This window comes from Methylobacterium sp. NMS14P (genome assembly GCF_028583545.1).
In the GTDB taxonomy this organism is placed as follows: Bacteria; Pseudomonadota; Alphaproteobacteria; order Rhizobiales; family Beijerinckiaceae; genus Methylobacterium.
Genome location: NZ_CP087106.1, coordinates 6,153,776 through 6,179,853 on the forward strand (window position 1 = coordinate 6,153,776; position 26,078 = coordinate 6,179,853).

Annotated in this window: 20 protein-coding genes; 6 read left to right on the forward strand and 14 right to left on the reverse strand. The window is 71.1% G+C overall.

The features are described from left to right. The first annotated feature begins 83 nt into the window (after positions 1-83). The 3 genes from LOK46_RS29290 (at position 84) to LOK46_RS29300 (ending at position 4,144) form a co-directional block, all read left to right on the forward strand. Entirely contained in the window at positions 84-1,832 is a 1,749-nt protein-coding gene (locus LOK46_RS29290) for a heparinase II/III family protein (RefSeq protein ID WP_273561793.1), read from the forward strand. Positions 1,833-1,915: 83 nt separating this feature from the next. After that, entirely contained in the window at positions 1,916-3,514 is a 1,599-nt protein-coding gene (purH, locus tag LOK46_RS29295; protein ID WP_273561794.1) for a bifunctional phosphoribosylaminoimidazolecarboxamide formyltransferase/IMP cyclohydrolase, read from the forward strand. A gap of 390 nt (positions 3,515-3,904) precedes the next feature. Continuing rightward, positions 3,905-4,144, forward strand: coding sequence for a hypothetical protein (locus LOK46_RS29300; RefSeq protein ID WP_273561795.1), 240 nt, complete (start codon positions 3,905-3,907; stop codon positions 4,142-4,144). Positions 4,145-4,746: 602 nt separating this feature from the next. Here the strand turns inward: LOK46_RS29300 and LOK46_RS29305 are convergent. From LOK46_RS29305 to LOK46_RS29325, 5 genes are all read right to left on the reverse strand, one after another. Further along, entirely contained in the window at positions 4,747-6,381 is a 1,635-nt protein-coding gene (locus tag LOK46_RS29305; protein ID WP_273561796.1) for an MFS transporter, read from the reverse strand. 294 nt (positions 6,382-6,675) lie between these two features. Then, a complete protein-coding gene (locus tag LOK46_RS29310; protein WP_273561797.1) occupies positions 6,676-8,358 on the reverse strand; it encodes a cation acetate symporter in 1,683 nt (560 codons plus the stop codon). After that, on the reverse strand, positions 8,355-8,726 hold the full coding sequence (locus tag LOK46_RS29315) for a DUF485 domain-containing protein (RefSeq protein ID WP_273561798.1): 372 nt from the start codon (positions 8,724-8,726) through the stop codon (positions 8,355-8,357). Before LOK46_RS29315 ends, LOK46_RS29310 begins: the two co-directional genes overlap by 4 nt. A 136-nt stretch (positions 8,727-8,862) precedes the next feature. Continuing rightward, complete coding sequence (gene acs, locus LOK46_RS29320; RefSeq protein WP_273561799.1) at positions 8,863-10,809, reverse strand: acetate--CoA ligase; 1,947 nt, start codon at positions 10,807-10,809, stop codon at positions 8,863-8,865. A 261-nt stretch (positions 10,810-11,070) separates the two neighbouring features. After that, positions 11,071-13,623, reverse strand: a complete 2,553-nt coding sequence (locus LOK46_RS29325; protein WP_273561800.1) for a sensor histidine kinase — start codon at positions 13,621-13,623, stop codon at positions 11,071-11,073. Positions 13,624-13,882: 259 nt separating this feature from the next. On the opposite strand from LOK46_RS29325, the gene LOK46_RS29330 reads away from it, so the two are divergent. Further along, positions 13,883-14,371: a phasin gene (locus LOK46_RS29330; RefSeq protein ID WP_273561801.1), complete on the forward strand. Its 489-nt coding sequence runs from the start codon at positions 13,883-13,885 to the stop codon at positions 14,369-14,371. Between the two features lie 130 nt (positions 14,372-14,501). Then, positions 14,502-14,837 (forward strand): hypothetical protein, encoded by a 336-nt coding sequence (locus tag LOK46_RS29335; protein WP_273561802.1) that lies wholly within the window; start codon positions 14,502-14,504, stop codon positions 14,835-14,837. 102 nt (positions 14,838-14,939) lie between these two features. On the opposite strand, the gene LOK46_RS29340 is transcribed toward LOK46_RS29335, so the two are convergent. From LOK46_RS29340 to LOK46_RS29360, 5 genes are all read right to left on the reverse strand, one after another. Continuing rightward, complete coding sequence (locus tag LOK46_RS29340; protein ID WP_273561803.1) at positions 14,940-15,587, reverse strand: L,D-transpeptidase; 648 nt, start codon at positions 15,585-15,587, stop codon at positions 14,940-14,942. Between the two features lie 147 nt (positions 15,588-15,734). Beyond that, positions 15,735-16,553 carry a transglutaminase family protein gene (locus LOK46_RS29345; RefSeq protein ID WP_273561804.1) on the reverse strand — a complete coding sequence of 273 codons (819 nt, stop codon included), beginning with the start codon at positions 16,551-16,553 and terminating at the stop codon, positions 15,735-15,737. Between the two features lie 77 nt (positions 16,554-16,630). After that, positions 16,631-17,560, reverse strand: a complete 930-nt coding sequence (locus LOK46_RS29350; protein WP_273561805.1) for a transglutaminase family protein — start codon at positions 17,558-17,560, stop codon at positions 16,631-16,633. 73 nt (positions 17,561-17,633) lie between these two features. After that, a complete protein-coding gene (locus LOK46_RS29355; RefSeq protein WP_273561806.1) occupies positions 17,634-18,230 on the reverse strand; it encodes a response regulator in 597 nt (198 codons plus the stop codon). A 120-nt stretch (positions 18,231-18,350) separates the two neighbouring features. Beyond that, positions 18,351-19,517, reverse strand: a complete 1,167-nt coding sequence (locus tag LOK46_RS29360) for a transglycosylase SLT domain-containing protein (protein WP_273561807.1) — start codon at positions 19,515-19,517, stop codon at positions 18,351-18,353. 229 nt (positions 19,518-19,746) lie between these two features. On the opposite strand from LOK46_RS29360, the gene alaS reads away from it, so the two are divergent. Then, positions 19,747-22,425, forward strand: coding sequence for an alanine--tRNA ligase (gene alaS, locus LOK46_RS29365; protein ID WP_273561808.1), 2,679 nt, complete (start codon positions 19,747-19,749; stop codon positions 22,423-22,425). A 168-nt stretch (positions 22,426-22,593) separates the two neighbouring features. On the opposite strand, the gene LOK46_RS29370 is transcribed toward alaS, so the two are convergent. The 4 genes from LOK46_RS29370 to lpdA all read right to left on the reverse strand — a co-directional run bounded on the left by LOK46_RS29370 (position 22,594) and on the right by lpdA (position 26,072). Continuing rightward, positions 22,594-22,863, reverse strand: coding sequence for a hypothetical protein (locus LOK46_RS29370; RefSeq protein ID WP_273561809.1), 270 nt, complete (start codon positions 22,861-22,863; stop codon positions 22,594-22,596). Between the two features lie 104 nt (positions 22,864-22,967). Continuing rightward, positions 22,968-23,378 (reverse strand): DUF2147 domain-containing protein, encoded by a 411-nt coding sequence (locus tag LOK46_RS29375; RefSeq protein WP_273561810.1) that lies wholly within the window; start codon positions 23,376-23,378, stop codon positions 22,968-22,970. 35 nt (positions 23,379-23,413) lie between these two features. After that, on the reverse strand, positions 23,414-24,034 hold the full coding sequence (locus tag LOK46_RS29380; RefSeq protein ID WP_273561811.1) for a hypothetical protein: 621 nt from the start codon (positions 24,032-24,034) through the stop codon (positions 23,414-23,416). A 316-nt stretch (positions 24,035-24,350) separates the two neighbouring features. Continuing rightward, positions 24,351-26,072: a dihydrolipoyl dehydrogenase gene (lpdA, locus tag LOK46_RS29385; RefSeq protein WP_273561812.1), complete on the reverse strand. Its 1,722-nt coding sequence runs from the start codon at positions 26,070-26,072 to the stop codon at positions 24,351-24,353. Positions 26,073-26,078: the final 6 nt, after the last annotated feature.

Consider the following 26,078-nt stretch of genomic DNA (forward strand, 5'->3'; position numbering starts at 1 on the left):
TTACGAAACGGGTGCCAGCCGATCCTCGTGCGCGAGGGCTCAAGGCCTTGGGGCCTTGTCAGATCGCGTAGCTCGGAGATCGCGTGGCTTGGGGGCCTGACCGCTGGCGCTTCTATCGGCTCGTCGCGCGCGAGGCGGCGCGCGCGGCGCGCGCCGCCGGCGCCAGCGTCACCGCCCCGCCCGACATCCTCGCCCGGATGCGGGTGGCCGGGCTGGTGATCGCGCCGCAGGATCTGCGCACCTCCGACGCGACCTTCGCGGACGACATCTATGCCGGGCTGTTCGTCTTCGCCGGCCGGTCGCTCGCGGCGAGCGGCGGCTCGCCCTTCGACTACGCGGCGCCGTCGCCGGAATGGGCCGACGAGCTCTACGGCTTCGGCTGGCTGCGCCACCTGCGCGCCGCCGACACCGCGCTCGCCCGGGCCAATGCCCGCGCCTTCGTGGGCGATTTCATCGCCGGCCGCGGCGACGCGGCGCTCGCCCGGCAGACGCCGGTGGCGGCGCGCCGGCTGATCTCGTTCCTGTGCCAGTCGCCCCTCGTGCTGGAGGGCGCCGACCACGGCTTCTACCAGAACTTCCTGAGGGCGATCGGCCGCAACGCGCAGCAGCTCGAACGCGACCTCCGGCGCGGCGTGCCGCCGCAATGGCGCCTGAACGCCGCGGTGGCGCTCTGCTACGCCGGCCTGTGCTGCGACGGTATCCAGCCGATCCTGCGCCGGGCGACCCGCATCCTGACGCGTGAGCTCGACCGGCAGATCCTGACCGACGGCGGCCACCGCTCCCGCGATCCGCGATACGCCATGGAGCTGCTCCTCGACCTCTTGCCGCTGCGCCAGAGCTATCTGAGCCGCAGCGTCGAGCCGCCGCTGGCGCTCCTGCGCGCCATCGACCGGATGCTGCCGCTGCTGCGGCTCCTGCGCCACCCGGACGCCTCGCTGAGCCACTTCAATGGCATGGGCGCGACGGACGCGGACCACCTCGCGACCCTGCTGGTCTACGACGGCGCGCTCGCCCGCCCGCTGATGCACGCACCGAATTCGGGCTACGAGCGCCTCGAGGGCGGCCGGGTCGTGATCGTGGCCGATGTCGGCGCCAGCCCGCCGCTGCCCTACTCGGTGAATGCCGGTGCCGGCTGCCTCGCCTTCGAGATGTCGAGCGGGCCGCAGCGCATCGTGGTCAATTGCGGCCTGCCGGCCAGCGGGGCGGATCTGCGCCTCCTCGCCCGCTCGACACCGGCCCATTCCACGGCCGCGGTGGCCCACGCCTCGTCCTGCCGGTTCCTCACCCGCACCGGATGGTGGGGGGAGCGGCTCCTGGCCGACTGGCTGATCCGCCGGCGCGGGCCGGTGGTGCTGAGCGGTCCGTCGGCGGTGGCCGCCGAGCGGGCCGAGGAGGCCGACAGCGTCGTCCTCGCGGCCCGGCACAACGGCTACGCCCCCGATTTCGGCATCGTGCACGAGCGCCGCTGGCAGCTCTTCCACGCGACGGCCTGCCTGGAGGGCCGCGACGCCTTCCTGCGCCAGGGGAAGGGGCTGAGCCGCGGGCGGCGGCTGCGCCCGCAGGACGTGGCGGTCCGTTTCCACCTCCATCCCGCCATCGCGGTGCGCAGCATCCCCGAGGGGCTGGAACTCGCCTCGGCGCTCGGGGAGATCTGGACGTTCCGCGCCGAGAACGCCGAGATCGCCATCGAGGAGAGCGTCTACTTCTCGGGGCTGACCGGACCGCGCCGGACCGACCAGATCGTCCTCCATCTGCGGGTGTCCGACGACGTCGAGGTCCGCTGGACCTTCGAGCGCCAGGCCTCCGCGCCCCTGCGCGGCGTGGCGCCCTGACCGGTCCCCGACAGGGCCGGCTGGCCGGGGTCACCGTTTCCATGCTACCGCGCCGGAAAATCTCGAACTTTCGGCACGAAGCTATGGCGCACGATCAGGTGCGGGTCTCCCGCGCGCTCCTCTCGGTCTCGGACAAGACCGGCCTCGTCGACTTCGCCCGGGCGCTCCACGCCCGCGGCATCGCGCTGGTCTCGACCGGGGGCACCCACCGGGCCCTGCAGGAGGCCGGCTTGCCGGTCACCGAGGTCGCCGACCTGACGGGATTCCCGGAGATGATGGACGGCCGGGTCAAGACGCTGCACCCGGCGGTCCACGGCGGCCTGCTCGCCATCCGCGACAACCCGGAGCATCAGGCCGCACTCGCCGCCCACGGGATCGGGGCCATCGATCTCCTCGTGGTCAATCTGTACCCGTTCGAGGCCACCATCGCGGCCGAGCGGTCGGACGCCGACTGCATCGAGAACATCGATATCGGCGGCCCGGCCATGATCCGCGCGGCGGCCAAGAACCACGCGGACGTCGCCGTCGTCACCGACGTGTCGGACTATGCCGGCGTGCTCGCCGCCCTGGAGGCGCAGGACGGGACGCTCGGCGCGGACCTGCGCCGGAGCCTGGCGCAGAAGGCGTTCGCCCGCACAGCGTCCTACGATGCCGCCATCGCCAACTGGATGGCCGAACGACTCGGCGCCGACCGGCCGGCCCGGTTCCGCGCCTTCGGCGGCGCCCTGGGCCAGGAGCTGCGCTACGGTGAGAACCCCCACCAGTCGGCCGCCTTCTACCGCGCGCCCGGCAAGGTCCGGGCCGGCGTGGCCACCGCCCGCCAGCTCCAGGGCAAGGAGCTGTCCTACAACAATTTCAACGACACGGACGCCGCCTACGAGTGCGTGGCCGAGTTCGACCCGGCCCGGACCGCCGCGGTGGCGATCATCAAGCACGCCAATCCCTGCGGCGTCGCCGAAGGGGGGAGCCTGCTGGAGGCCTACGAGCGGGCTCTGAGCTGCGACCCGACCTCGGCCTTCGGCGGCATCGTCGCCCTGAACCGGACCCTCGACGCCGAGGCGGCCCGGCGGATCGTCGAGATCTTCACCGAGGTGATCATCGCCCCCGACGCCACGCCCGAGGCGGCGGCTATCGTGGCCGGCAAGAAGAACCTGCGCCTGCTGCTGGCCGGCAGCGTGCCCGACCCGCGCGCCGGCGGCGAGACCGTGCGCACCCTCGCGGGCGGGTTGCTGGTCCAGAGCCGGGACGCGGCGGTCGTCGACGACATGCCGCTCACGGTCGTGACCAAGCGCGCGCCGAGCGAGGCCGAACTGGCCGATCTCCGGTTCGCCTACCGGGTGGCCAAGCACGTGAAGTCGAACGCCATCGTGTACGCGAAGGCCGGCGCCACGGTCGGCGTCGGCGCGGGTCAGATGTCGCGGGTCGATTCCTCGCGCATCGCCGCCTGGAAGGCCGCCGAGGGCGCGAAGCGGCTCGGGCTCTCGGAGAGCCTCGCGGTCGGCTCGGTCGTGGCGTCGGACGCGTTCTTCCCGTTCGCGGACGGGCTGATGGCCGCCGCCGAGGCGGGCGCCACCGCGGTGATCCAGCCCGGCGGCTCGATGCGCGACGCGGACGTGATCGCGGCGGCCGACGAGGCCGGTCTCGCCATGGTGCTGACGGGGCACCGCCACTTCCGGCACTGAGACGGCGGGCCGTTCTCCGGCCCTCCGAGAAGGCCCGCAATCTCCGCGGCGTCCGGACCGGTCCGGACGCCGCGGAGGTCGCGCCGTCGCGCTCCGTTAACGATCCGCCGCGATCGGATCGGACGGGTTGATTTTCCGCCGAGCGCGCGACTCCGCCCAGCATTGCCGTGAACAGGTTCGGATCCGGCCGAAGCTCAGCAATGGATATCCGGCATCCGAGAACGCTATTTTTTGAGCATTATTACCGGTGTAATATTTCGGTCTTTGCGAATATGTGCCGCATCTGCCGCCCGGGTTGAAATTTTCTCGACCGCACGCCATCATCACACGGATATGCGCCGGAAGCTCGTGTGAAGAACTTCCTGGAACGAGTCCGGGTCGGGTGACGAGATGGTGGTCGCAGCGCTCTTGTTTCTCGTGGGATGGCTGATCGGCCGATCCTACTCGGTGATCGTCGTCGCCATGACCTCGTCGGTGATCCTGTTCACGGCCATGACGATCTTCATGTCCGTCTACGGGATCGACCTGCTGCGCGTGCTGCTCGTGATGGGATATCTGACCGCACACCAGGCGGGATATCTCCTCGGCGCCTATCTCAGCGGCTACCCCGAGAGCAACGAGGGGCGTTGAGGCGGATCACCACCACCAGACGGGGCGTCCGGCGAGACTGTTGATCAGGATCCACATCCCCACAGCCACGAGGCACCACGTAATCACAAGTCGAAGCGGTGGCTTCGTGCCGGGCTGACGGCGCAAATGTGCCAGGACGGTGTTCACGTTCGAGATCCCAGGAGCCCGGAGCGGAGGGAAATCTGATACGGACTTGTACCGCATAGGGTTCCGGCGGGCCGATTGTCGGCAGGTTAAATTTCGTACAGGCTCATGTGGTTGGCGCGCCGCTCGGTAAGTCCGGGGCCGTCCGCTAATTTACTTCCAGTTTCAATAGGGCGTCTCTTACAGCGTCGAGACTTCGCTCGAAGACAGTTGGCGCAACGGCGCCATCCGACAGAGCCCCGTTGCCGCCGGGCCTCGATACTGGTCACCTCTGTATAGGATCCGACGAAACGCAATCCGTGAGGAACCGCACCGGTCGCTATTTCGCCGCGGCGTTGCCGGCTCGACACAAGCGGGACGGCCGCGGGGCGCCGGCCCGAACGGAAACGCCCAGGCAGCGTGTGCTGCCTGGGCGCCGTTGACGCGGGTCTGACCGCGATCCGGTCGGCTCGCGCCGATCAGGTGTCCGCGAAGATGTCGCGATCCTTGGTCTCCGGCACGAAGAACACGCCGATGATCACCGTCGCGACCGCGATGACGATCGGGTACCAGAGGCCGAAATAGATGTCGCCGGTCTGGGCCACCATGGCGAAGGCGGTCGCCGGCAGGAGGCCGCCGAACCAGCCGTTGCCGATATGGTAGGGCAGCGACATCGAGCTGTAGCGGATCCGGGTCGGGAACAGCTCCACCAGCATGGCGGCGATCGGGCCGTAGACCATCGTGACGAAGAGCACGAGGATGAACAGCAGGCCGATCACCTGCGCGACCTGCGGCCGGAAGATGTCGAACGGGTTCGACATCTTGACGATCTCGGGGTCGCCGGCCTTCGGGTAGCCCGCGGCCTGGAGCGCGGCGGCCGTGGCCTTGTTGGCCTCGGCGTTGCCGCCCTGCGGGTACGGGATCTCGGTGTCGTTGACCCGGATCGTGGTGGGCTGGCCGGCCGCGCCGGGAGCGGTCGAGTAGCGGACCGACGACTTCGACAGGAAGTCGCGGGCGAGGTCGCAGGGCTGGGTGAACACCCGGGTGCCGACCGGGTTGAACAGGGTTCCGCAGGCGGCCGGATCGGCCGTCACCGTCACCTTCACGTTCTCGATCGCCGCCTCGAGCTTCGGGTTGGCCGTGGAGGTGATCCCCTTGAAGATGGGGAAGAACGTCGCCGCCGCGATCGCGCAGCCCGCCAGGATGATGACCTTGCGGCCGATCTTGTCGGACAGCCAACCGAAGACCACGAAGAACCCGGTGCCGAAGAGCAGCGACCACGCGATCAGCAGGTTGGCCGTGTAGCCGTCGACCTTCAGGATCGATTGCAGGAAGAACAGCGCGTAGAACTGGCCCGTGTACCAGACCACGCCCTGGCCGGCGACGAGCCCGAACAGCGCGATGATCGCGAACTTCGCGTTCCGCCACTGGCCGAACGCCTCCGTGAGCGGCGCCTTCGAGGTCTTGCCCTCCTCCTTCATCTTCTGGAAGGCCGGGGATTCGGACAGCTGAAGGCGGATCCAGACCGAGATGCCGAGCAGCAGCACCGAGACCAGGAACGGGATGCGCCAGCCCCACTCGGCGAATGCGGCCTCGCCCGTGATGGTCCGGGTCGCCAGGATCACCATCAGCGACAGGAACAGGCCCAGAGTCGCGGTCGTCTGGATCCAGCTCGTGTAGAAGCCGCGCCGGCCGTTGGGGGCGTGCTCGGCCACGTAGGTGGCGGCGCCGCCGTACTCGCCGCCCAGCGCGAGGCCCTGAGCGAGGCGCAGGACGATCAGGATGATCGGGGCCGCGATGCCGATGGTCGCCGCGTTGGGCAGGATGCCGACGATGAAGGTCGACAGGCCCATGATCAGGATCGTGACCAGGAAGGTGTACTTGCGCCCGACGAGGTCGCCGACGCGGCCGAATACCAGGGCGCCGAACGGCCGGACGATGAAGCCTGCCGCGAAGGCCAGCAAAGCGAAGATGTCGCGCGTGGCCGGCGGGTAGGCCGAGAAGAACTGCGCGCCGATGATCGCCGCCAGCGAGCCGTAGAGGTAGAAATCGTACCACTCGAACACGGTGCCGAGCGAGGATGCGAAGATCACCCGCTTCTCGGCCGACGTCATCGGCCTCGCGGCGTCTCCCGCTCGCGGGATCGCGGTTGCCACAGGCATGAAACAGGTCCTCCCAGACGCACATGGGCGGCCCGAGACCTGGATCGCCCGCTCACCGGCCCGTTTCCCGGGCGGTTCTGCGCAAGGCGCAGATCACCTATGCGTTATCGCACGCGCCGGGGCGGTCAACCGGTAAAGCGATTGTGAAGACCCTCATCAACATGGGCGCGTACCGAGTTGTCACCGGAACGACGGAGGGCGCGGCTCGCGCCGCGCCCTCCGCCTGTCCGACATGTCGGGTCGCTGTCAGTGCGCGTGCGCGCCGTCCGCCCCGATGCCCGTCTCGGAGCGCACGTACTGCGCCTCGAAGGCGGCCCGCTCGCGCTGGGCCCGGCGGGTCTTGTCCATGAGGGACACGACCCAGATCGTCGCGAAGGCCAGCGGCATCGAGAACAGCGCCGGGTTGTCGTAGGGGAAGAGCGGGGCGGGGTTGCCCAGCGTCGTGACCCACACGGCCTTCGACAGAACCACCATGACGACCGCGGTGAGCAGGCCGACGAGGCCGCCGGCGAGCGCGCCCCAGGTGGTGGTGCCGCGCCACAGGATCGACATGGCCAGCACCGGGAAGTTGCAGCTCGCCGCCACCGCGAAAGCGAGGCCGACCATGAAGGCGACGTTCTGGTTCTCGAACACGTAGCCGAGGTAGATCGCCACGATGCCGATCACCACGGCCGAGATCTTCGACAGGTTGACCTCGTGCTTCTCGGTGGTCCGCCCGCGGGCGATCACCTGGGCGTAGAGGTCGTGGCTGATGGCCGAGGCGCCGGCGAGCGTCAGGCCGGCGACGACCGCGAGGATCGTCGCGAAGGCCACGGCGGAGATGAAGCCCAGGAAGTACGGGCCGCCCACCGCGTTGGCGAGGTTCACCGCCACCATGTTGGTGCCGCCGATCATGTCCTTCAGCTTGTCGAACGCGCCGGCCGGTCCGAGCTTGAAGTAGACCGGATCCGACATGAGCAGGGCGATGCCGCCGAACCCGATGATGAAGGTCAGGATGTAGAAGTAGCCGATCAGGCCGGTGGCGTAGAACACCGACTTGCGCGCGGCCTGGGCGTCCGAGACCGTGAAGAACCGCATCAGGATGTGCGGCAGGCCGGCGGTGCCGAACATCAGGCCGACGCCGAGCGAGATCGCCTCGACCGGGTTCGACACGAGGCCGCCCGGCGCCATGATGGCGTCGCCCTTCGGGTGGACCTGCACGGCGCTGGCGAACAGCAGCTCCGGATTGAAGCCGTACTTGTACAGTACCGCGCCGGCCATGAAGGTCGCGCCGCCGAGCAGCAGGCAGGCCTTGATCACCTGCACCCAGGTGGTCGCCTTCATGCCGCCGAAGGCGACGTAGACGATCATCAGCACGCCGACGATGATCACCGCGTAGAGGTAGGGCAGGCCGAACAGGAGCTGGATCAGCTTCCCCGCGCCGACCATCTGGGCGATCAGGTAGAAGGCCACCACCACCAGGGTGCCCACCGCCGAGATGATGCGGATCGCGGTCTGATCGAGGCGGAAGCTCGCCACGTCGGCGAAGGTGAACTTGCCGAGGTTGCGCAGGCGCTCGGCGATCAGGAACAGCACGATCGGCCAGCCGACCAGGAAGCCCGTCGAGTAGATCAGCCCGTCGAAGCCCGAGGTGTAGACGAGGCCCGAGATGCCGAGGAACGAGGCCGCCGACATGTAGTCGCCGGCGATCGCCAGCGAGTTCGTGCCGGCCGAGATGCCGCCGCCCGCCGCGTAGAAGTCGGAAGCCGATTTGGTGCCCTTGGCCGCCTTGTAGGTGATGCCGAGCGTCAGCAGCACGAAGAACAGGAACATCAGGATGGCCGGCCAGTTCGTGGCCGATTGCGCCACGGCGCCGAGATCCGGGCCGGCGGCGTAGGCGGCGCTCGCCGCGATCACGGCGAGCGTCAGGCCGAGGAGGAGGCGGTTCATCGGGCCACGCTCCGCTTCAGGGCGTCGCTCAGCGCGTCGAACCGGGTGTTGGCCCGGGCTACGTAGACGCCCGTGAGCGCGAAGGCGAACAGGATCACGAACACGCCCGCGAACAGCCCGAGGGAGGCGGTACCGCCGACCTTCACGGCCAGGAGCGACTTGTCGAAGGCGATCAGGCCGATGAAGCCGAAATAGACCACCAGCATCAGGCCGGTCAGGATCCAGGCGAACCGCGTGCGCTCGCCGACGAGCTGCTGGAATTCCGGAGTCCGGGCGATCCGCTCGACCTGCGGGTCGACGCCGGTCCCGAGTGGGCGTGTTCCCGGGGGCGCCGTGCGCCCTCGGGTGTCGAGTGTCGTGCCGCTCATGGCTGTTCCTCCCGCGAGGGCATGCTCTCGGCCCCCCGGTTCGTCGCGTTGAAGTTCGTGGTTCTTGTTGGAGGCGGGCGCCGTCCCGGCACCCGCCCCGGTCCGGACCCGCGCCGCCGCGGCGGCGCGGATGCGATCAGGCCCGGTTCTGCCGGTTCTCGATCAGGTCGTCGACGACGGCCGGCTCGGCCAGCGTCGAGGTGTCGCCGAGCGAGCTGAAATCGTCCTCGGCGATCTTGCGCAGGATCCGGCGCATGATCTTGCCCGAACGCGTCTTGGGCAGGCCGGGCGCGAACTGGATCAGGTCCGGCGAGGCGATCGGCCCGATATCCTTGCGGACCCAGGTCACGAGCTCCTTGCGCAGGGCATCGTCGCCCTCCTCGCCGTCGTTGAGGGTCACGTAGGCGTAGATGCCCTGGCCCTTCACGTTGTGCGGGTAGCCCACCACCGCCGCCTCGGCGACTTTCGGGTGGGCGACCAGCGACGACTCGACCTCGGCGGTGCCCATCCGGTGGCCCGAGACGTTGATGACGTCGTCCACCCGGCCGGTGATCCAGTAGTAGCCGTCGGCGTCCCGCCGGGCGCCGTCGCCGGTGAAGTACTTGCCCGGGTAGGTCGAGAAGTAGGTCTGCTCGAAGCGCTCGTGGTCGCCGTAGACGGTGCGCATCTGGCCCGGCCAGGAATCCGCGATGCAGAGGTTGCCCTCGCAGGGCCCCTGCAGCACCTTGCCCTCGGCGTCGACCATCTCGGGCTCCACGCCGAAGAACGGGCGGGTGGCGGAGCCCGGCTTGAGGGCGGTGGCGCCCGGCAGCGGCGTGATCAGGATGCCGCCGGTCTCGGTCTGCCACCACGTGTCGACGATCGAGCAGCGCTTGTCGCCGACGACGTTGTAGTACCATTCCCAGGCTTCCGGGTTGATCGGCTCGCCGACGGAGCCCAGCACCCGCAGCGACTGCCGCGAGGTCTTCTTCACCGGGCCCTCGCCGCCGCCCATCAGCGAGCGGATCGCGGTCGGCGCCGTGTAGAAGATGTTGACCTTGTGCTTGTCGACCACTTCCCAGAACCGGGAGGTCGACGGGTAGGTCGGGATGCCCTCGAACATCAGCGTCGTGGCACCGTTCGCGAGAGGCCCGTACACGATGTAGCTGTGGCCGGTGACCCAGCCGACATCGGCCGTGCACCAGTACACGTCGCCCTCGCGGTAATCGAAGACGTACTCGTGCGTCATCGACGCGTAGACGAGGTAGCCGCCGGTGGTGTGCACCACGCCCTTCGGCTGACCGGTCGAGCCCGACGTGTAGAGGATGAACAGCGGGTGCTCGGCCTCCACCGCCACGGCGGGGCACTCGTCGGTCACCTGCTCGGCGGCCTCGTCGTAGTAGACGTCGCGGCCCGCCTCCATGGCGACGCTGCCGCCGGTGCGGCGCACGACGATCACGTGGTCGACGAGGTCGGTGCCGAGGCGCTTGATCGCCTCGTCGACATTGGCCTTCAGCGGCACCTTGCGGCCGCCGCGCAGGCCCTCGTCGGCGGTGATCACCACCTTCGAGCCGCAGCCCTGGATGCGCGAGGCGAGGGAGTCCGGCGAGAACCCGCCGAACACGATGGCGTGGATCGCGCCGAGCCGCGCGCAGGCGAGCATCGCGTAGGCGGCTTCCGGGATCATCGGCATGTAGAGCGTGACGCGGTCGCCCTTGCCGACGCCGCGGTTGCGCAGGACGTTGGCCATCCGGCAGACCTGCGCGTGCAGCTCGCGGTAGCTGACGTGCTTGGACTCGTCGGGATTGTCGCCTTCCCAGATGATCGCGGTCTGGTCGCCGCGCGTCTCGAGATGGCGATCGATGCAGTTATGGGCGACGTTGGTCGTGCCGTCCTCGAACCACTTGATCGAGACCTTGCCGGGCTCGAAGCTGGTGTTCTTCACCGTCGAGAACGGTTTCATCCAGTCGATGCGCTTGCCGTGCTCGGCCCAGAACGCGTTGGGATCGGCGACCGAAGCCGCGTACATCTCCCGGTACTTGGCATCGTCCACGTGAGCGCCCTCGCGCCACGCGGATTGAACCTCGATCACCTTGCCTTCCATGGCGTCCCATCCCTGTTTTGGTGCCCGATCGTATCGCGGTCTCCGCCGCGCAGCCAGGACTTCCAAAGTAACGTAGCCGACAATCTACGATGACGATATCATCGCAGTTTGGCGCGCACCTGCGCAGCACAATTCCCGTGAATAGATTGGGCACAATGTAAGCGCTGCTTGAGGCTTCGATGCTGCGCTGTCAAGCGCGCCGGCACGAGGCGGCTGTCACCGGCAGCCCTCTGTTTCCGCCTCCCGCGGCCGCGATCGACCCTAGCCGTTGGCCGCCCGGCGGGTGGGCATGATGATCTCCACGAGCGTGCCGTCCTCCGGCCGAGCGGAGAGCTGCAGGCGGCCGCCGTTGGCCTCCACCAGCGCCCGTGGCAGCGCCAGCCCGTCCTCGACATCGCTCCGCGGAGCCTCAGGCCGCGGAGCGTGGCCGGCGCCGGTCTCCCGCACCCGCACGGCGATCCCCGCCCGCTCGGCGGATCCGGTGGACACGATGATCTGGCTGCCTGCCGTCGACCGCCGGATCGCGTTCTCGATCACCAAGCTGGCCGCACGGCTGACCGAAGGCTCGTCGGCCTCCAGGTCGCCGATATCGGTTGAGAAGCTCGTCCGCACGACGATGCGGCCCCGTGCCGCCTCGCCCTGGAGGCGGGCGACGCAGCTCGCCACGACGTCGTTGAGGTCGAGGGCGCGGGGCTCCAGGTGGAGCGAGCCGGCCTCGACGGCGGCGAGGTCCAGCAGCTTCCCGACGCGCTCCAGCATCGCCTCGCCCGAGGCCTTGATCTCGGCGAGGCAGCCTCTGTAGCGCGCGTCCCCGAGGGGGCCGAACGGCTCCTTCAGCATCGCGCCGGCGAGGTCGATGATCCCGGTCAGGGGCTCGCGGACGGCGCCGTCGAGCCGGCCGAGGGCATCGGCCCGACCCGGCGCGGGATCCGGGCTGACGTCGACGCTCCGCTCCGCGGCCTGGCTCTCGGCCCGCGCGATCTGGACCACACGTCGGCCCTGCGCCGCCGCCACGGTCAGCGACACGGGCCCGCCCGCGAGGCGCGCGATGCGCCGGCCAGGGGGCGTGCCCGTCAGGGCATCGGCGACCGTCAGGACGCTGTCCCCGTCGAACAGGGTGACGAAGCTGCTCCCGACGATCTCGCGGGGATCGCAGCCGAACAGGCCGGACGCGGCGCGGTTCAGCGCGACGATGCGCCCGGCCTCGTCGATCGTGACGACGCCCGTCTCCAGCGCGTCCAGCGTCGCCTCGGCGCTGGCCGTCCGCTCGGTCTCGGCGGCGCGGGCGAGGCGCTCGGCCGTGAGCGCGTCCGCGACGTCGGCGTCCTCGACCGGGCGCACGACCAGGCACGTGGCGGTCGCGCCCGCCCAGGGCAGGGCGCCCGCCAGCAGTTCCACGGGGCGGGCCCCGCCGTCGACCGTCGCGACGGTCGTCCGGCGCGCGGACGGCTCGGGGGACTGCGTCGCGGGAAGACCCGGCAGCAATCTCGAGAGACCGATGCGCACGAGGCTCGGCAGGTCAGGATGGCCGGTCAGGTCCAGGAAGGCGCCGTTCGCCGCGACGATCGTGCCGTCCCGATGGACCAGCACCGGCAACGGCAATCCGCCGAGGAGATCGGTCGCGGGCGGCGGTGCCGCGTCGGCGAGCGGCCCGACGTCCGCCGCGTCCGCGTCGGGACCGACATCGTCGGAGGCCGCCCGGGTCTCCGCCGGAGCGGCCTGCGGCGCGGGGAACGGCATCACCGCGCCGCTCTCGGTCCTGGGCGACCCGGGTTCGGCCTCGTCACCGGCGTAGCGGGCGCCCAGCGCCCGGGCGATCTCGCGGAACGCGGCGTGCTCGTCGTTCGACAGCGGCGCGGCGACGGGGTCCGCGTCGACGGCGACAGGATCCGCGACGGCGCCGGTCTCGGCCGGGCCAAGGGCGGGCCCGGCATCCTCGCAGGCTGCCGGCACCGGCGTCGCATTCGGCTCCGGTACCGCCTCCGGGGTCGGCTCCGGCGACGCGGACGGCATCTGGCTCCCGGCCGGGACGCTCCGGATCAGCCCGAAGCCGCCGAAGCCCGAGAAGGCCGCGTCGTCCCGCCCCAGCGGGGCACCCGACAGGTCGACCCGGAACGCCCCGGTGCCGGCATCGAGCACCGCCTGTTCGCCGCGGAAGGTGCGCCGGTCGCGCAGGGCCGCCAGCACGGCGTCGGCGCCGGAGAGGCGCCCGCTCGCCGCCAGGTCCTGCCAGCGCTGCCCGACCAGTCCGGCGAGGGCCTCCGGGCCGGTCAGAGTGGTCAGGACCCCCGCGGCATCGAGGCGCCACAGGAAGCGGTCGTCGCGCCGCAGCGGCGCGGCCGGGGGCGATCGCGGATCATGGGGCGGCGCGCGCTCCGCCACGGGTCGTTCGGCGTGGACGTCGGGCGGCGCATCGGCCGGGCGGACGGGGCGGGCGCGGCCCGCCGCCACCGGCGCGGTCGGAATGATGAGGATCGCGGGCCGGCCGTCGGCCTGCGCGCCGCGCGCCAGCCAGCACAGAACCGGCGGCGCGATCCGGCGGGCATCGAGGCGCAGGCGCGCGAGGCGGGGCGTGGCGTCGCCCGCCGCCGCCGTCACGATCTGCCGGATCACACTGGCGAGGGCGGGGCCGGCCAGCGCCGCCGCGAGACCCGCCGCCGCCTCGGACGCGGACAGGATCCGCGCGTCCGACGGGTCGACCACGAGATGCACGGCGTCGCGCGCGGCCAGCGCGGCCGCCAGGACGGGCAGCCGCTCCCAGGTCGCGAAGGCACTCGCCAGCCCGGGCGGGGCTGCAGCGGCCGTCGGTGTCACTGTCGTCTCCAAAGCCCGCGACCTCGAACCCAAACGCGATCCAGACGCTCCGCGGTCCCGCTTTGCCCGAGAAACGCCCGCGACCGTAGCCCTATTGTAAACTCCCTCGCGCCGCGACGCTGGACTCTCGGCGCAACCGTCACACGTTTACGTTATGTCAACCTTAACGCCCCGGGCGCGGGTGGCATATGGCGGCGAATCAGTTATTGTGCACCGCACAAAGCGCCATCCACAGGCTAATCAAGAGAGGAGACGACGTATGAGCAACCCCCCGAACTACGAAGTTCCGGCCGAGATGCGCGACTTCGCCGAGAAGAGCGTCGAACAGGCCCGCAAGGCTTTCGACAGCTTCATCGGCGCCGCTCGCCGCACTGCCGACACCGTGCAGGGTTCGGCCGAGCTGGCCCGCTCGAACGCGCTGGACGCCTCGTCGCGCGGCTTCGAGTATGCCGAGCAGAACGTGAACGCGGCCTTCGACCTCGCCCAGAAGCTCGTTCGCTCCAGGGACGTGCAGGAGGCGATGCAGCATCAGGCCGAGTTCGTCCGCAGCCAGTTCGCCGCCATCCAGGCTCAGGCGAAGGAGTTCAGCGGCCTCGCGCAGAGCGCGATGCAGCAGGGCGCCGAGCGCGCGAAGTCGGCGATGCAGCAGGGCGCCGACGAGGCCCGCAAGGCCATGGAGCAGGGCCAGGACGCCGCCAAGCAGACGGCTCAGAACGCTCAGGACGCCGCCGAGCGCGCGTCGCACTGAGGCCGGCACCGACCAACGGGGCTGCGGCCCGCTCCCGTCTCCGGGGGCGGGCCGTCTCGTTTTCGCCGGTATTGCCGCCGAGAGCCGCCGAGCGGACGCGTTCGGTCCGCGCCGAGTGAAGGGTTCAGGGATGCGCCTCACTGTTTCCGGCCGGTCCGGCCTGCGTGGACCTCTCCGCCTGGCGATCGCCGCCCTGGCGCTCGCCGCCGTCCTTCCGGGCAGCGCGGCCTGGGCGCAGTACTACGACGATCCGGGCTACGACGGCGGATACCGGCCGGTCCCGCGCCGGGCGCAGCGCGCACCCGTCGGCTACAACTGCGACGCCGTCCAGCAGGGGATCACGGGGCCGAAGCCGTTCTCCTGCCCGCTGCCGGGGCCGCGTCCCCTCGGCGTGCGCTGTTTCTGCGACATGCCGATCGCCTCGTTCAGCCCGCCGCAGACCGCCGTCGGCCGCGTCGTTCCCTAGAGGCTCAGGTTCCCAAAGGCGACGGGCCGCGTTCCCAAGTGGGATGACGCGGCCCGTGCGGCACAGCCGGGCTAGGGGCGCGGGCGATCCCGCGCCGCGCCCTCAGTTCAGGACGACGACCTTGGCGCCGACCTTCACGCGGTCGTACAGGTCGGTGACGTCGTCGTTGGTCATCCGGATGCAGCCCGACGACACCGCTTGACCGATCGTGTCCGGCTCGTTGGAGCCGTGGATGCGGTACTCGGTGCTGCCGATATACATGGCCCGGGCGCCGAGGGGGTTCTCGATGCCGCCCGCCATGTAGCGCGGCAGGTCGGGACGACGGGCGATCATGGCCTTCGGGGGCGTCCACGACGGCCACTCGCGCTTGGCGGTGATCTTGTTGGTGCCGCTCCAGCTGAAGCCCGGGCGGCCGACGCCGACGCCGTAACGGATCGCCTCGCCGTTGCCGAGCACGTAGTACAGGCGCCGCTCGGCCGTGGACACCACGATCGTGCCGGGCGCGTAGGGCGCGTTGAACGCCACGATCTCGCGGGGGATCGGCTGGACCTGCGCCTGCGGCGCGGCCTGCACGCCCTGGCCGTAGCCCGGTGCGTAAGTGCCCTGGTAACCGTACTGCCCCTGATCGGAGTAGTACTCGTCGGCATTGTCCGTGCCGAAGGGATCGTACGACGAGGCGGCGAGGACGGGCGTCGCGGCAAGAACAGACACGCCCAGGAGCGCGGCGAGTGCGGTGACCGTGGTCTTCATGAGTGGCCTACCTGTGCAATAACCTTTGCCATTACAAGCGTGAGCATAGGCAAGCAGTTCCATACACCCGCCCGGAATTTGCTGTCCGGCGGAATACGCAGGCCGGCTCGGCCGTGCGGTGCGCGAGATCACGCAGGCGTGCGCGACTCAGGTCACCTCGTCCGTGTGGACGTCGAACCGCGCGAGGTGGGCGTAGCCGAAATTCGTCGAGATGGCGCAGTCGGTGGCGTCGCGCCCGCGGGCCATGACGATGCGGCCGATGCGGGGCCGGTTGTGGCGGGCGTCGAACGTGTACCAGCGCGGCCCCTCGGGCCCCGCGAGGAAGACCTCGAACCACGCGGAGAAGTCCATCGGCGCCGGGTCCTTCGGCACGCCGATATCGCCCAGGTAGCCGGTGGCGTAGCGCGCCGGGATGTTCATGCACCGGCACAGGGTGATCGCCAGATGCGCGAAGTCCCGGCACACGCCCTCGCGCTGCATGAAGGCGTCGTGCGCGCTCCGGGTGGCGTCGGCGCGCTGATAGTCGAAGCGGATCCGCTCGTGCGTGTAGTCGACGATCGCCTGCACGCGGGCCCAGCCCTCCGGGGTGCCGCCGAACAGGGACCACGCGGTCTGCGAGAGCTTGTCGGTATCGCAGTAGCGTGAGCCCAGGAGGAAGATCAGGACGTCGTCGGGCAGGTCCTGGACCGGGATCTGCCGCGCCTCCGGCACGACCGGGTCGGGCTGACCCGAATCCTGAACCGTGAAATCGGCCGCGATCGTCAGCTGGCCGGGCGGCGCGACGATGCGGTGGCAGATGTTGTCGAAGGCGTCGCGGTACTCGCGCGTCTCGAGCGGCGGATCGAACTCGATCGAGTGCGGGGTCAGCACGTCCCCGATCCGCGCGGGATGGACGCTCAGCATCAGGATCATCGGCGTCGGCTGCGACAGCGTGAAGGCGATATCGAAACCGGTCCTGATCTTCATCGCGGCCACCTTGCTCTGTCGCCTTCCGCGCGGAGTCGCCACGCACGCTCGTTCCGGGTCCCGGTCCTCGAGGACACTCAACGCGCCGGGGACGTGTGCGGCCCCTGCACGGTTCGGGCCGCCGGCCCGTCGGCGGGCAGCTCCACCACGTCGACGTCGACGCGCATGCCGAGATCGTCGCTGGCGAGGCCGAAGAAGGAGCCGTGCAGCGGCACGGCCTGCGCGGGGTCGCGGGTCACCGCCACGCGGATCAGGTCGCGATTGCCCACGATGCCGTTGGTCGGGTCGAACTCGACCCAGCCGGCGCCCGGGAGGTAGACCTGCAGCCACGCGTGGGTGGAGCCGCCGCCGACGTGGCGCGCCCGGTCGTTCCGCGGGTTGTACAGGTATCCGGACACGAAGCGGGCGGCCATGCCGAGCGCCCGGACGCCCTCCATCATCAGCACCGCGAAGTCCCGGCAAGAGCCGAGCTTCGTGCGCAGGGTCGTCAGCGGGTCCTGCACGCCCTTCTCGGAACGGGCCAGGTAGGTGAAGTTCGCCCGCACGCTGCGCGTCATGGCGGCCAGCAGCTCCTGCGTCGGGACGCGGCCCTGGGGCGGCAGGAAGCTCCGCGCCCAGGCATCGACCTCGTGCCGCGGGTCCGGCCACTGCCGCTCGATGGAGCGGGCGAGGTCCGGCATGTCCTCGGCCCCGTAGCCGAACGGGTAGTGGGTCGCGTGCGGCGCCAGCGGGAAGACCGGCGCGTGCTCCGGGGTGTGGTCGAGGGTGATGCCGCAGTCGAAGGTCAGGGTCTCGGCACGCGTGTCGAAGGTCGCGACCGCCACGCAGTTGCCGAACACGTCGAACAGCCAGCGCAGCGACGCCGGTTCCGGCGCGATGTCGACGGTCGCCGCGATCAGCCGCTGATCGTAGCTGTCGCGCGGCCGGAACATGATCCGGTGCTCGCCGAAGGCGACCGGACGCCGGTAGCGGTAGACCGTACGATGGCGGACGGAGAGGATCGGCAACTTCGCAGGCTCCGGGCTCGCGCCGACACGGTCACCGGCGATGCAAGGGCCGGGCGCGCCTGCGCGGTGCGCCTCAGACCACCGGCGGAGCCGGATCGGCGGCGGCGCGCTCGGCCTCGACGAGCACGTCGAGGGGGCGCCAGGGCTTGGCGATGAAGACGGCCTCGGTCGGCAGCTCGGGCCGCGGCAGGCCGTGGCCGGAGGTGATCACCAGCCGGGCGCGGGGCCACAGGGTCGCCACCGCGCGGGCGAGCTGGAGGCCGTCCATCTCACCGGCCAGCCGGACGTCGGCGAAGACCAGCGCGACGTCGCCGCCGCGCGCCTGAAGGACCGACAGGGCGGCCTCGGCGCTGTCGCAGCCGACCACGTCGAGCTCGGTCTCCTCCAGCAGGGTCTCGGCTAGGGCGCGGATCTCGGGGTCGTCCTCGACGACGAGGGCGAGGCGCGGCGGATCGGCCTCGGCCGCCACGACATCCGGCCCGCTCCGGGCGATCGCGTCGCCCTCGCTCTGCCGGACGCGGCGGACCAGGGCGGCGAGGTGTTCCGGCAGGCCCTCGGTGACGAGATTATCGTAGAACGACGCCAGTGTCTGACCGATCTGGTCGAGCGGAATACCCGGTGACAGCGTATCGGTGAGCGGCAGGGGTGCGCTCGTCTGGTGCTTTTTCAAGGACTCCCCCCGAAGTCGACTTCCGCGCCGCTCGAGGACGCGGCGCTCACAGGAGGAAAGTCGGCAATCCGCCGCTGGTTGCGCCGGGCGCTCGGAATCCCGTCCGGCGTCACAGAGCCGTTACTGCGTGGCGAGGCCGGCTTCGGCGTCGGCATACGCCATGATCCCGGAGACTGCGCGGACGTTCTGGTAGCGCGTCCCGCGGGTGCTCATCATCGCCTCGAACTTCTCGTGCACCTGCGCGACCGACAGGCTCAGGGGCTTGCGGTGGCGGCCGCGCCCGACGAAGCGCCCGGCGGCGAAGAAGATCGAGCGGTTGGCGCGGGCCGGGCCCGGCAGCAGGGTCGCCGCGGCGGCGGCCGGCTTGTTCACGACGTTGGTGAGGAACTCCTGGGCATCGTCCGGCCCGAGGAAGTGGGCGAGGTAGACCTCGCCGAGGGTCAGCTCGCGGCCGATGCGCAGGGCGATGCGGGCCGCGTCACGCTTCAGCATCTCGCCGGCCATCAGGGCCGACAGGTACGGGTCGCGGCGCAGTTCCAGAACCCGGGCGCGCTCCGCCGGGTCGGTGATCACCGGCCGGTCGTTGGCGTCGGACGTGATCAGCGCGGCGTCCTTCTCCAGCCCGTACTTGGCGCCGAAGTCGCGCACCACGCCGAGCCAGGTCCGCTCGATGAACTGGTAGAGGCCCGTCGCCGAGGAGGTCTTGGCCTGGACCGCCGTGACGAAGCTGGATTCCTTGTCGGCCACCGCCATCAGGAGCACCGGATCGGTCTGGACGGCCTGGGCCGCCCGGACGATCGTCTGAACGAGGTGGCGCCGGATCTTCATCGGGCCGAATTCGAGGATGTCGTTCGGGTCGCCGACGGCGCTCTCGGACAGCAGGAAGTCGTACGACACCCGGTCGACCGTGTTGGAGCCGAGCTCGGTGTCGAGGTCGTGCACCGCGGCGAAGCTGGCGGCGGCGCGCAGCGGCGTCTGATCGAGCGGCGTGCTGAGGGCGACGGTGTGGATCCGCGGGCGCGGCATCGGGATCTCGGTGGCGGCCTCCGCCACCGACACGGCGGGCGACAGGCCGACCTTGGCGAGGTCCACGCCCGATCCGATCAGCGCGGCGCTGAGCCCGCCGGCGATCATCGAGACGGTGAGCAGCGAGCGGAACAGCGCGGGGCGGCTGCCATGGGCACGGCCCAGCATGGGCTGCGCGGCGATCACGTCGGCGCGGCCCGAGCCGAAATGGCCCTGCTTACCGGTGATGGTCCTCGGCGATCCGACCGTGCGGCCCTGCATCGTTATCCCGACTCTCCACACGCCGTTGTGGCGCTACGGACTCACCATCGCTTGACAGATGTGGCGACAACACGGCCGCGCTTGTGGCCGAGTTGCGGCGTCCCGAGGAGATTTCGGGGCAGGCCGCCCGTGACTCGCGCGGCATCCCTCCTTAAGAGGGCGCCATGCGGGCGCCGGGCGGATGACGCGCGGCCGCCCTTTCCCGTCCGTACTGCCAGAGTCAGCCCCGATGAGCGGCGTCAACGAGATCCGGTCGACCTTCCTCGACTACTTCGCCAAGGCGGGCCACGAGGTCGTGCCCTCCTCGAGCCTCGTGCCGAAGAACGACCCGACGCTGATGTTCACGAACGCCGGCATGGTGCAGTTCAAGAACGTCTTCACCGGGATGGAGAAGCGCGCCTACGACCGGGCGACGACGGCGCAGAAATGCGTGCGGGCCGGCGGCAAGCACAACGACCTCGACAATGTCGGGTACACGGCGCGCCACCACACGTTCTTCGAGATGCTCGGCAACTTCTCGTTCGGCGACTACTTCAAGGACCGGGCGATCGAGCTGGCCTGGACGCTGATCACCAAGGAGTTCGGCCTCAAGCCCGACAAGCTCCTCGTCACCGTCTACGCCGACGACGACGAGGCCGCCGGCCTGTGGAAGAAGATCGCCGGCTTCTCCGACGACAAGATCATCCGGATCGGGACCTCCGACAATTTCTGGCAGATGGGCGATACCGGCCCCTGCGGCCCCTGCTCGGAGATCTTCATCGACCAGGGCCCCGCGCTGCAGGGCGGCCCGCCCGGCTCCCCGGACGAGGACGGCGACCGCTTCCTCGAGTTCTGGAACCTCGTGTTCATGCAGTACGAGCAGCTGGAGCCGGGCGTCCGGAACCCGCTGCCGCGGCCGTCGATCGACACCGGCATGGGCCTGGAGCGCATGGCGGCGATCCTCCAGGGCGTCCACTCGAACTACGACACCGACCTGTTCCGCGCCCTGATCGACGCCGTGGCCCACGCGGTCTCGCGCGCGCCGGAGCCGGCCACGATGGCGTCCTACCGGGTGATCGCCGACCACCTGCGGGCGGCCTCCTTCCTGGTGGCCGACGGCGTGCTGCCGGGCAACGAGGGCCGCGGCTACGTGCTGCGCCGGATCATGCGCCGGGCCATGCGCCACGCCGAGATCCTGGGGGCCCGCGAACCCACCATGTTCCGCCTCGTGCCGACCCTCGTGCGCGAGATGGGCCAGGCCTACCCGGAGCTGATGCGGGCCGAGAGCCTGATCGCCGAGACCCTGAAGCTGGAGGAGAGCCGCTTCCGCCGCACCCTGGAGCGGGGCCTGTCGATCCTCGACGCCGAGAGCCGCGAGCTCAAGGAAGGTGACAAGCTCTCCGGCGACACCGCCTTCACCCTCTACGACACCTACGGCTTCCCCCTCGACCTGACGCAGGACGCCCTCAAGGCCCGCGGCATCGGCGTGGATACGGACGCCTTCGCGGCCGCGATGCAGCGCCAGAAGCAGGCGGCCCGCGAGGCCTGGAAGGGCTCGGGCGAGGCGGCCACCGAGACGGTGTGGTTCGGCCTGCGCGAGCGCGTCGGCGCCACCGAGTTCCTGGGCTACGAGACCGAGACCGCCGAGGGCATCGTGACCGCGCTCCTGCGCGACGGCGCCGAGGTGAACACCCTCGAGGCGGGCCAGACCGGCCTCGTGCTCGTCAACCAGACGCCGTTCTACGGGGAGTCGGGCGGCCAGGTCGGCGATACCGGCCTGATCCTGGCGCCGGGCGTTCGGGCGCGGGTGACCGACACCCAGAAGAAGCTCGGCGACGTGTTCGTCCACCACGTGACCGTGGAGGAGGGGACGGTGAGCCTCGACCAGCCGGTCGAGCTCAAGGTCGACAACGCCCGCCGGAAGGCGATCCGGGCCAACCACTCGGCCACCCATCTGCTCCACGAGGCCCTGCGGCAGGTGCTCGGCGACCACGTCGCCCAGAAGGGCTCGCTGGTCAGCCCCGAGCGTCTGCGCTTCGACATCAGCCATCCGAAGCCGATCGAGGCCGACGAACTCGCCCGCGTCGAGGACATCGCCAACGCGGTGCTGCTCCAGAACGCGCCCGTCGTGACCAAGCTGATGGCGGTGGACGACGCCATCGCGTCGGGCGCCCGGGCGCTGTTCGGCGAGAAGTACGGCGACGAGGTCCGGGTGGTCTCCATGGGCCTGCCGGTCGACGACGCGACCGGCCCAGGGAAGCCGAAGAGCTTCTCCGTCGAGCTCTGCGGCGGCACCCACGCCGCGCGCACCGGCGACATCGGGGCGATCACCGTCGTGGCGGAGAGCGCGGTGGGCGCGGGCGTGCGCCGGATCGAGGCGCTGACGGCCGACGCGGCGCGCCGCCACCGGGCCGAGGAGGCCCGGACGCTGGCCGCGCTCGCCGGCATCCTGAAGGCGCCGGTCTCGGAAGCGCCCGACCGCCTGACCGCGCTGATGGAGGACCGGCGGCGCCTGGAGCGCGAGCTGGCCGAGACCCGCCGCAAGCTCGCGATGGGCGGCGAGGGCGGCCCGGGCACGGGCGCGCAGCAGACCGAGATCGGCGGGGTGGCCTTCCGCCGCTCCGTCATCGAGGGGCTCGACATGCGCGACCTCAAGCCGATCGTCGACGAGGAGAAGAAGCGCCTGGGCTCCGGCATCGTGGCGGTGGTCGGCGTCGGACCGGACGGCAAGGCGGGTCTGGTGGTCGGCGTCACCGACGATCTGACCGAGCGCTACGACGCGGTCGGGCTGGTCCGGGCCGGCGCCGGCGCGCTCGGCGGGAAGGGCGGCGGCGGCCGCCGCGACATGGCGCAGGCCGGCGGCCCGAACGGGGCCGGGGCGGAGGCCGCCCTCGACGCCGTCGCGCAGGCCCTCACCGAGGCCGCCTGAGACGCGCCGAGACGCGGACAGGCCGCACCGTCGCCGGTGCGGGCCGAGCGTGCTCCGCGGGATCTGTGCGGTCTCGCCGGACTCGCGTATCGTCCCCGCCGAGGAGCCCCGTGCCGCTCAAGTTACGGCGGATCGCGCCTGATCATCCGGCGCGATCGTGGGCGAGAGTCACCGACTGCCGCCCCCGCCACTGCCCTGCGGCGCGACCCGCGACGGCTGGTTGGCATTGCCCGCCGCCGCCGAGTTGTTGGAGATCGTGTCGGCGGGCCGTCCGGTGGGGGAATAGGTCACCGCGGCATCGTTCCCGGTCGTGTCGCTCTGCTGGCTCACGACGCCCGGCACGCCGGGCGCCGGGCCGCCGGGCCGGGTCTCGACCTGGGCGCTCACCGGCGCGACGGTGGTGAGGGCGAGGAGGCCGGCGAGTAGTGTCCGAGTCATGAGAATCCTTGTCGGTTGCAGACCCGGGCAACCTCAGGCGCGCGCGTTCGATCCCGCGCTGTTCCGACGCGGCCGCGAGGCCGGACGGATGGCGAGGCCGAAGCCTACTTCACGCGCGTCCAGGTCTGCCGCTTGCAGAACACGCTCATGACGCAGCCGGAAACCTCGAGCGCGTCGGGCCCCGTGAGCTTCAGCGAGCCGGAATAGGTCTTGCCGTCGTTCGGGTTGTACAGGGAGCCCGAGAAGCCGCCGCCTTCGGGCTGGCGCGCGTCGAGGATCTGGACGCCGACGACGCTGCGGCCGCGCAGGGCCGGGTCCGGGTTCTTCGCGTCGAGCCCCTTCCCGGGCGCGCTGATGATCGTGCCGCAATAGCCGCCGCCGCAGGGCGCGACGCGGACCCGGGAGCTGCCCGTCTCCGTCAACCACACGCCGGCCGGGTCGGCCGCCAGGGCCGGTCCGCAGGCCGCGCCCGTCGCGAGCAGAGCCAGAATCGTGCGACGAAGCCTCGAACCCATTCCTGTTCCTCCCAACCGAGAACGCGGCCGGGTTCTTACCGCGATGCCTGCGGCAGCGCACCGCCCAGATACGTCTCGACGACCTCGCAGAACGGCTGCCCCGCACCGGTCGACAGCACGGCGTCGATCTCGAAGAGCGGGTCGTTCGGTCCGGGGACGGCGCTCTGGACCGGGGCGCGCACCTCGACGGTGTTGCGCACCGGCGCGAGCGGGCGGACGACCCGGCCGAACGGCGTGCGGGTGCTGTCCAGCGTCGCGTTCATCTCCGGCGTGAGGCGGGCCGGCACGTACCAGTTGTCCGCCTCGGACAGGACGCGGTCCCCGCAGGCGAGGCGGACCCGGCGGTAGCGGACCGGCTCGTCCGGGCCGATCGCCAGGCGCGCGCGCTGCGCGGCCGTCAGCGGCTTGTCGGCGACGGACACGCGCTCCGCCACGAGGTGCGGATCCCCGGCGAGCTTGTAGTCGGCGCACCAGCTCTCGAGAGCGAAGGTTGCGCTGTGCGCCGCCAGGATGCGGCTGCGCAGCGAGGCGATGAGCGCCTGCGGTCCCTCGGCGGGTGACGGCGCATCGGCCGGCTTCGGCGCAACGGCGGCATCGCGTGCCCGGGCCGGCGATCCGGTCACCGCGACCGATCCCAGCAGCACCGCGAGGGCCATGGGCGGCAGGCGGAACCCCGCTGCGGGCCTCGTGCGCCGCGGGTCCTCGCGCGTTGATCGATCCCGCGCCAGTAGCGGCACAATGCGGACGGCATGGCGGAAAGACTTCCCGGTGTGCCACAGCATCTCGGGCCATATCCTCGCAGCTGAACCACCAGATCTTCGCCAAGTGCCGCAGCATCGAGGCCCGGCAGAGCGCGCCGACCGGGCCGCTTCCCGGCCGAGTCGGCGACGCGGGGCGAGATCTAGACAAGACGCGGCGATCCGTCGAGCCGGCCGCGCGACGGGCCGACCGAATCCGGGCCCGACGCGGCACCTACCGACGGGTCACCGGCGGCAGGTCGGTGCAGACGCCGAGGCCGGCTTCCGCGGCGAGCCCGATCGTCTCGCCGAGTGTCGGGTGGGGGTGGATCGTCCGCCCGATATCGGTGGCGTCGGCGCCCATCTCGATCGCCAGCGCGACCTCGCCGATCATGTCGCCGGCGCTCGGGCCGACGATGGCGCCGCCGACGACGCGCCGGGTCTGCGCGTCGAACAGCAGCTTCGTCAGGCCGTAATCGGCGCCGTTGGCGATGGCCCGACCCGACGCGGCCCAGGGGAAGCGCGCCACCTCCACGGCCCGCCCGGCCGCCTTCGCGGCCGTCTCGGTGAGCCCGGCCCAGGCAATCTCCGGGTCGGTGTAGGCGACGGAGGGGATGACGGCGGCGTCGAACCCGGCCTTGTGGCCGGCGGCCGCCTCGGCGGCGACGTGGCCCTGGTGCACTGCCTTGTGGGCGAGCATTGGCTGGCCGACGCAATCGCCGATGGCGAAGATATGCGGCACGCTCGTGCGCATCTGGGCGTCCACCGGCACGAAGCCGCCGTCCAGCTTCACGCCGGCCTCGTCGAGACCCAGCGTCGCGCCGTTCGGGCGGCGGCCGGCGGCCTGGAGCACGAGGTCGTAGGTCCGGGGCTCGGACGCGTCCGAGAGGGTCACGGCGATGCCGTCCGGATTCGCCTCGGCCGACACGACCTCGACCCCCGTCAGGATCCGGTCGAAGCGGTGCGCGTTGCGCTTCGTCCAGACGCTCACGAGATCCCGGTCGACGCCCTCCAGCAGGCCGGGCAGGCGCTCCACCACGTCCACCCGCGCGCCGAGCGCGCTGTAGACGGTCGCCATCTCCAGGCCGATGATGCCGCCGCCGATCACCAGAAGCCGGCGCGGCACGGCGGGCAGTTCCAGCGCCCCCGTGGAATCCATGATCCTCGGATCGTCCGGCAGCATCGGCAGGGCCACCGGCGACGAGCCCGCCGCCACGACGGCGGCGGCGAAGGTAAGGTCCCGCGTGCCGCCCTTGTGCAGCGCCACCGAGACCGTGTCGGGGCCGGTGAAGCGCGCGGTCCCGCGGACCACCTCGACCTTGCGCTGGCGCGCCATCTGGGCGAGCCCGTCGGTGAGGCGGCGGACGGTGCCGGCCTTGAAGGTCCGGAGCTTCTCCAGATCGACCGTCGGCGCGCCGAAGCTGATCCCGTGCGCGGCCAGCCGGACGGCCTCCTCGGTCACCGCGGCCACGTGGAGCAGCGCCTTCGAGGGGATGCAGCCTACGTTGAGGCAGACGCCGCCGAGGGTCGCGTGGCGCTCCACCAGGACCACCCGCTGCCCGAGATCGGCGGCCCGGAACGCGGCCGAGTAGCCGCCCGGTCCGCCGCCGATCACCAGGAGGTCGCAGCCCGCCTCCGCCCGCGGCCTCGGCGGCGGCGCGGTCGGAACTGGCGCGGCGGCCGGCGCGGGAGCCGGCTCGGCGCGCGCCTCGGGCGCCTCGACCGCGAGGCGGGCGACCAGGGTTCCGGCCGAGACGGTGTCGCCGAGGCCGACTAGCATCTCCACGAGGCGGCCCGCCGCCGGCGAGGGGATGTCTAGCGTCGCCTTGTCGGACTCGACCACCAGCAGGGTCTGGTCCCGGGCGACCGGCTGGCCGGGCGCCACCGGGATCTCGATGACGGGCACGTCGGCGTAGTCGCCGAGGTCGGGGACGCGGATGTCGAGCGTCTCGGGCATGGCGGC

Coding starts and splice junctions, on each gene's coding strand:
- LOK46_RS29330 (WP_273561801.1), top strand. CDS start 13,883: ATGAGCAACCCCCCGAACTACGAAGTTCCGGCCGAGATGCGCGACTTC.
- alaS (WP_273561808.1), top strand. CDS start 19,747: ATGAGCGGCGTCAACGAGATCCGGTCGACCTTCCTCGACTACTTCGCC.
- LOK46_RS29375 (WP_273561810.1), bottom strand. CDS start 23,378: ATGGGTTCGAGGCTTCGTCGCACGATTCTGGCTCTGCTCGCGACGGGC.
- LOK46_RS29380 (WP_273561811.1), bottom strand. CDS start 24,034: ATGGCCCTCGCGGTGCTGCTGGGATCGGTCGCGGTGACCGGATCGCCG.
- LOK46_RS29310 (WP_273561797.1), bottom strand. CDS start 8,358: ATGAACCGCCTCCTCCTCGGCCTGACGCTCGCCGTGATCGCGGCGAGC.
- lpdA (WP_273561812.1), bottom strand. CDS start 26,072: ATGCCCGAGACGCTCGACATCCGCGTCCCCGACCTCGGCGACTACGCC.
- LOK46_RS29335 (WP_273561802.1), top strand. CDS start 14,502: ATGCGCCTCACTGTTTCCGGCCGGTCCGGCCTGCGTGGACCTCTCCGC.
- LOK46_RS29305 (WP_273561796.1), bottom strand. CDS start 6,381: ATGACGTCGGCCGAGAAGCGGGTGATCTTCGCATCCTCGCTCGGCACC.
- LOK46_RS29315 (WP_273561798.1), bottom strand. CDS start 8,726: ATGAGCGGCACGACACTCGACACCCGAGGGCGCACGGCGCCCCCGGGA.
- LOK46_RS29360 (WP_273561807.1), bottom strand. CDS start 19,517: ATGCAGGGCCGCACGGTCGGATCGCCGAGGACCATCACCGGTAAGCAG.
- LOK46_RS29345 (WP_273561804.1), bottom strand. CDS start 16,553: ATGAAGATCAGGACCGGTTTCGATATCGCCTTCACGCTGTCGCAGCCG.
- purH (WP_273561794.1), top strand. CDS start 1,916: ATGGCGCACGATCAGGTGCGGGTCTCCCGCGCGCTCCTCTCGGTCTCG.
- LOK46_RS29300 (WP_273561795.1), top strand. CDS start 3,905: ATGGTGGTCGCAGCGCTCTTGTTTCTCGTGGGATGGCTGATCGGCCGA.
- LOK46_RS29370 (WP_273561809.1), bottom strand. CDS start 22,863: ATGACTCGGACACTACTCGCCGGCCTCCTCGCCCTCACCACCGTCGCG.
- LOK46_RS29340 (WP_273561803.1), bottom strand. CDS start 15,587: ATGAAGACCACGGTCACCGCACTCGCCGCGCTCCTGGGCGTGTCTGTT.
- acs (WP_273561799.1), bottom strand. CDS start 10,809: ATGGAAGGCAAGGTGATCGAGGTTCAATCCGCGTGGCGCGAGGGCGCT.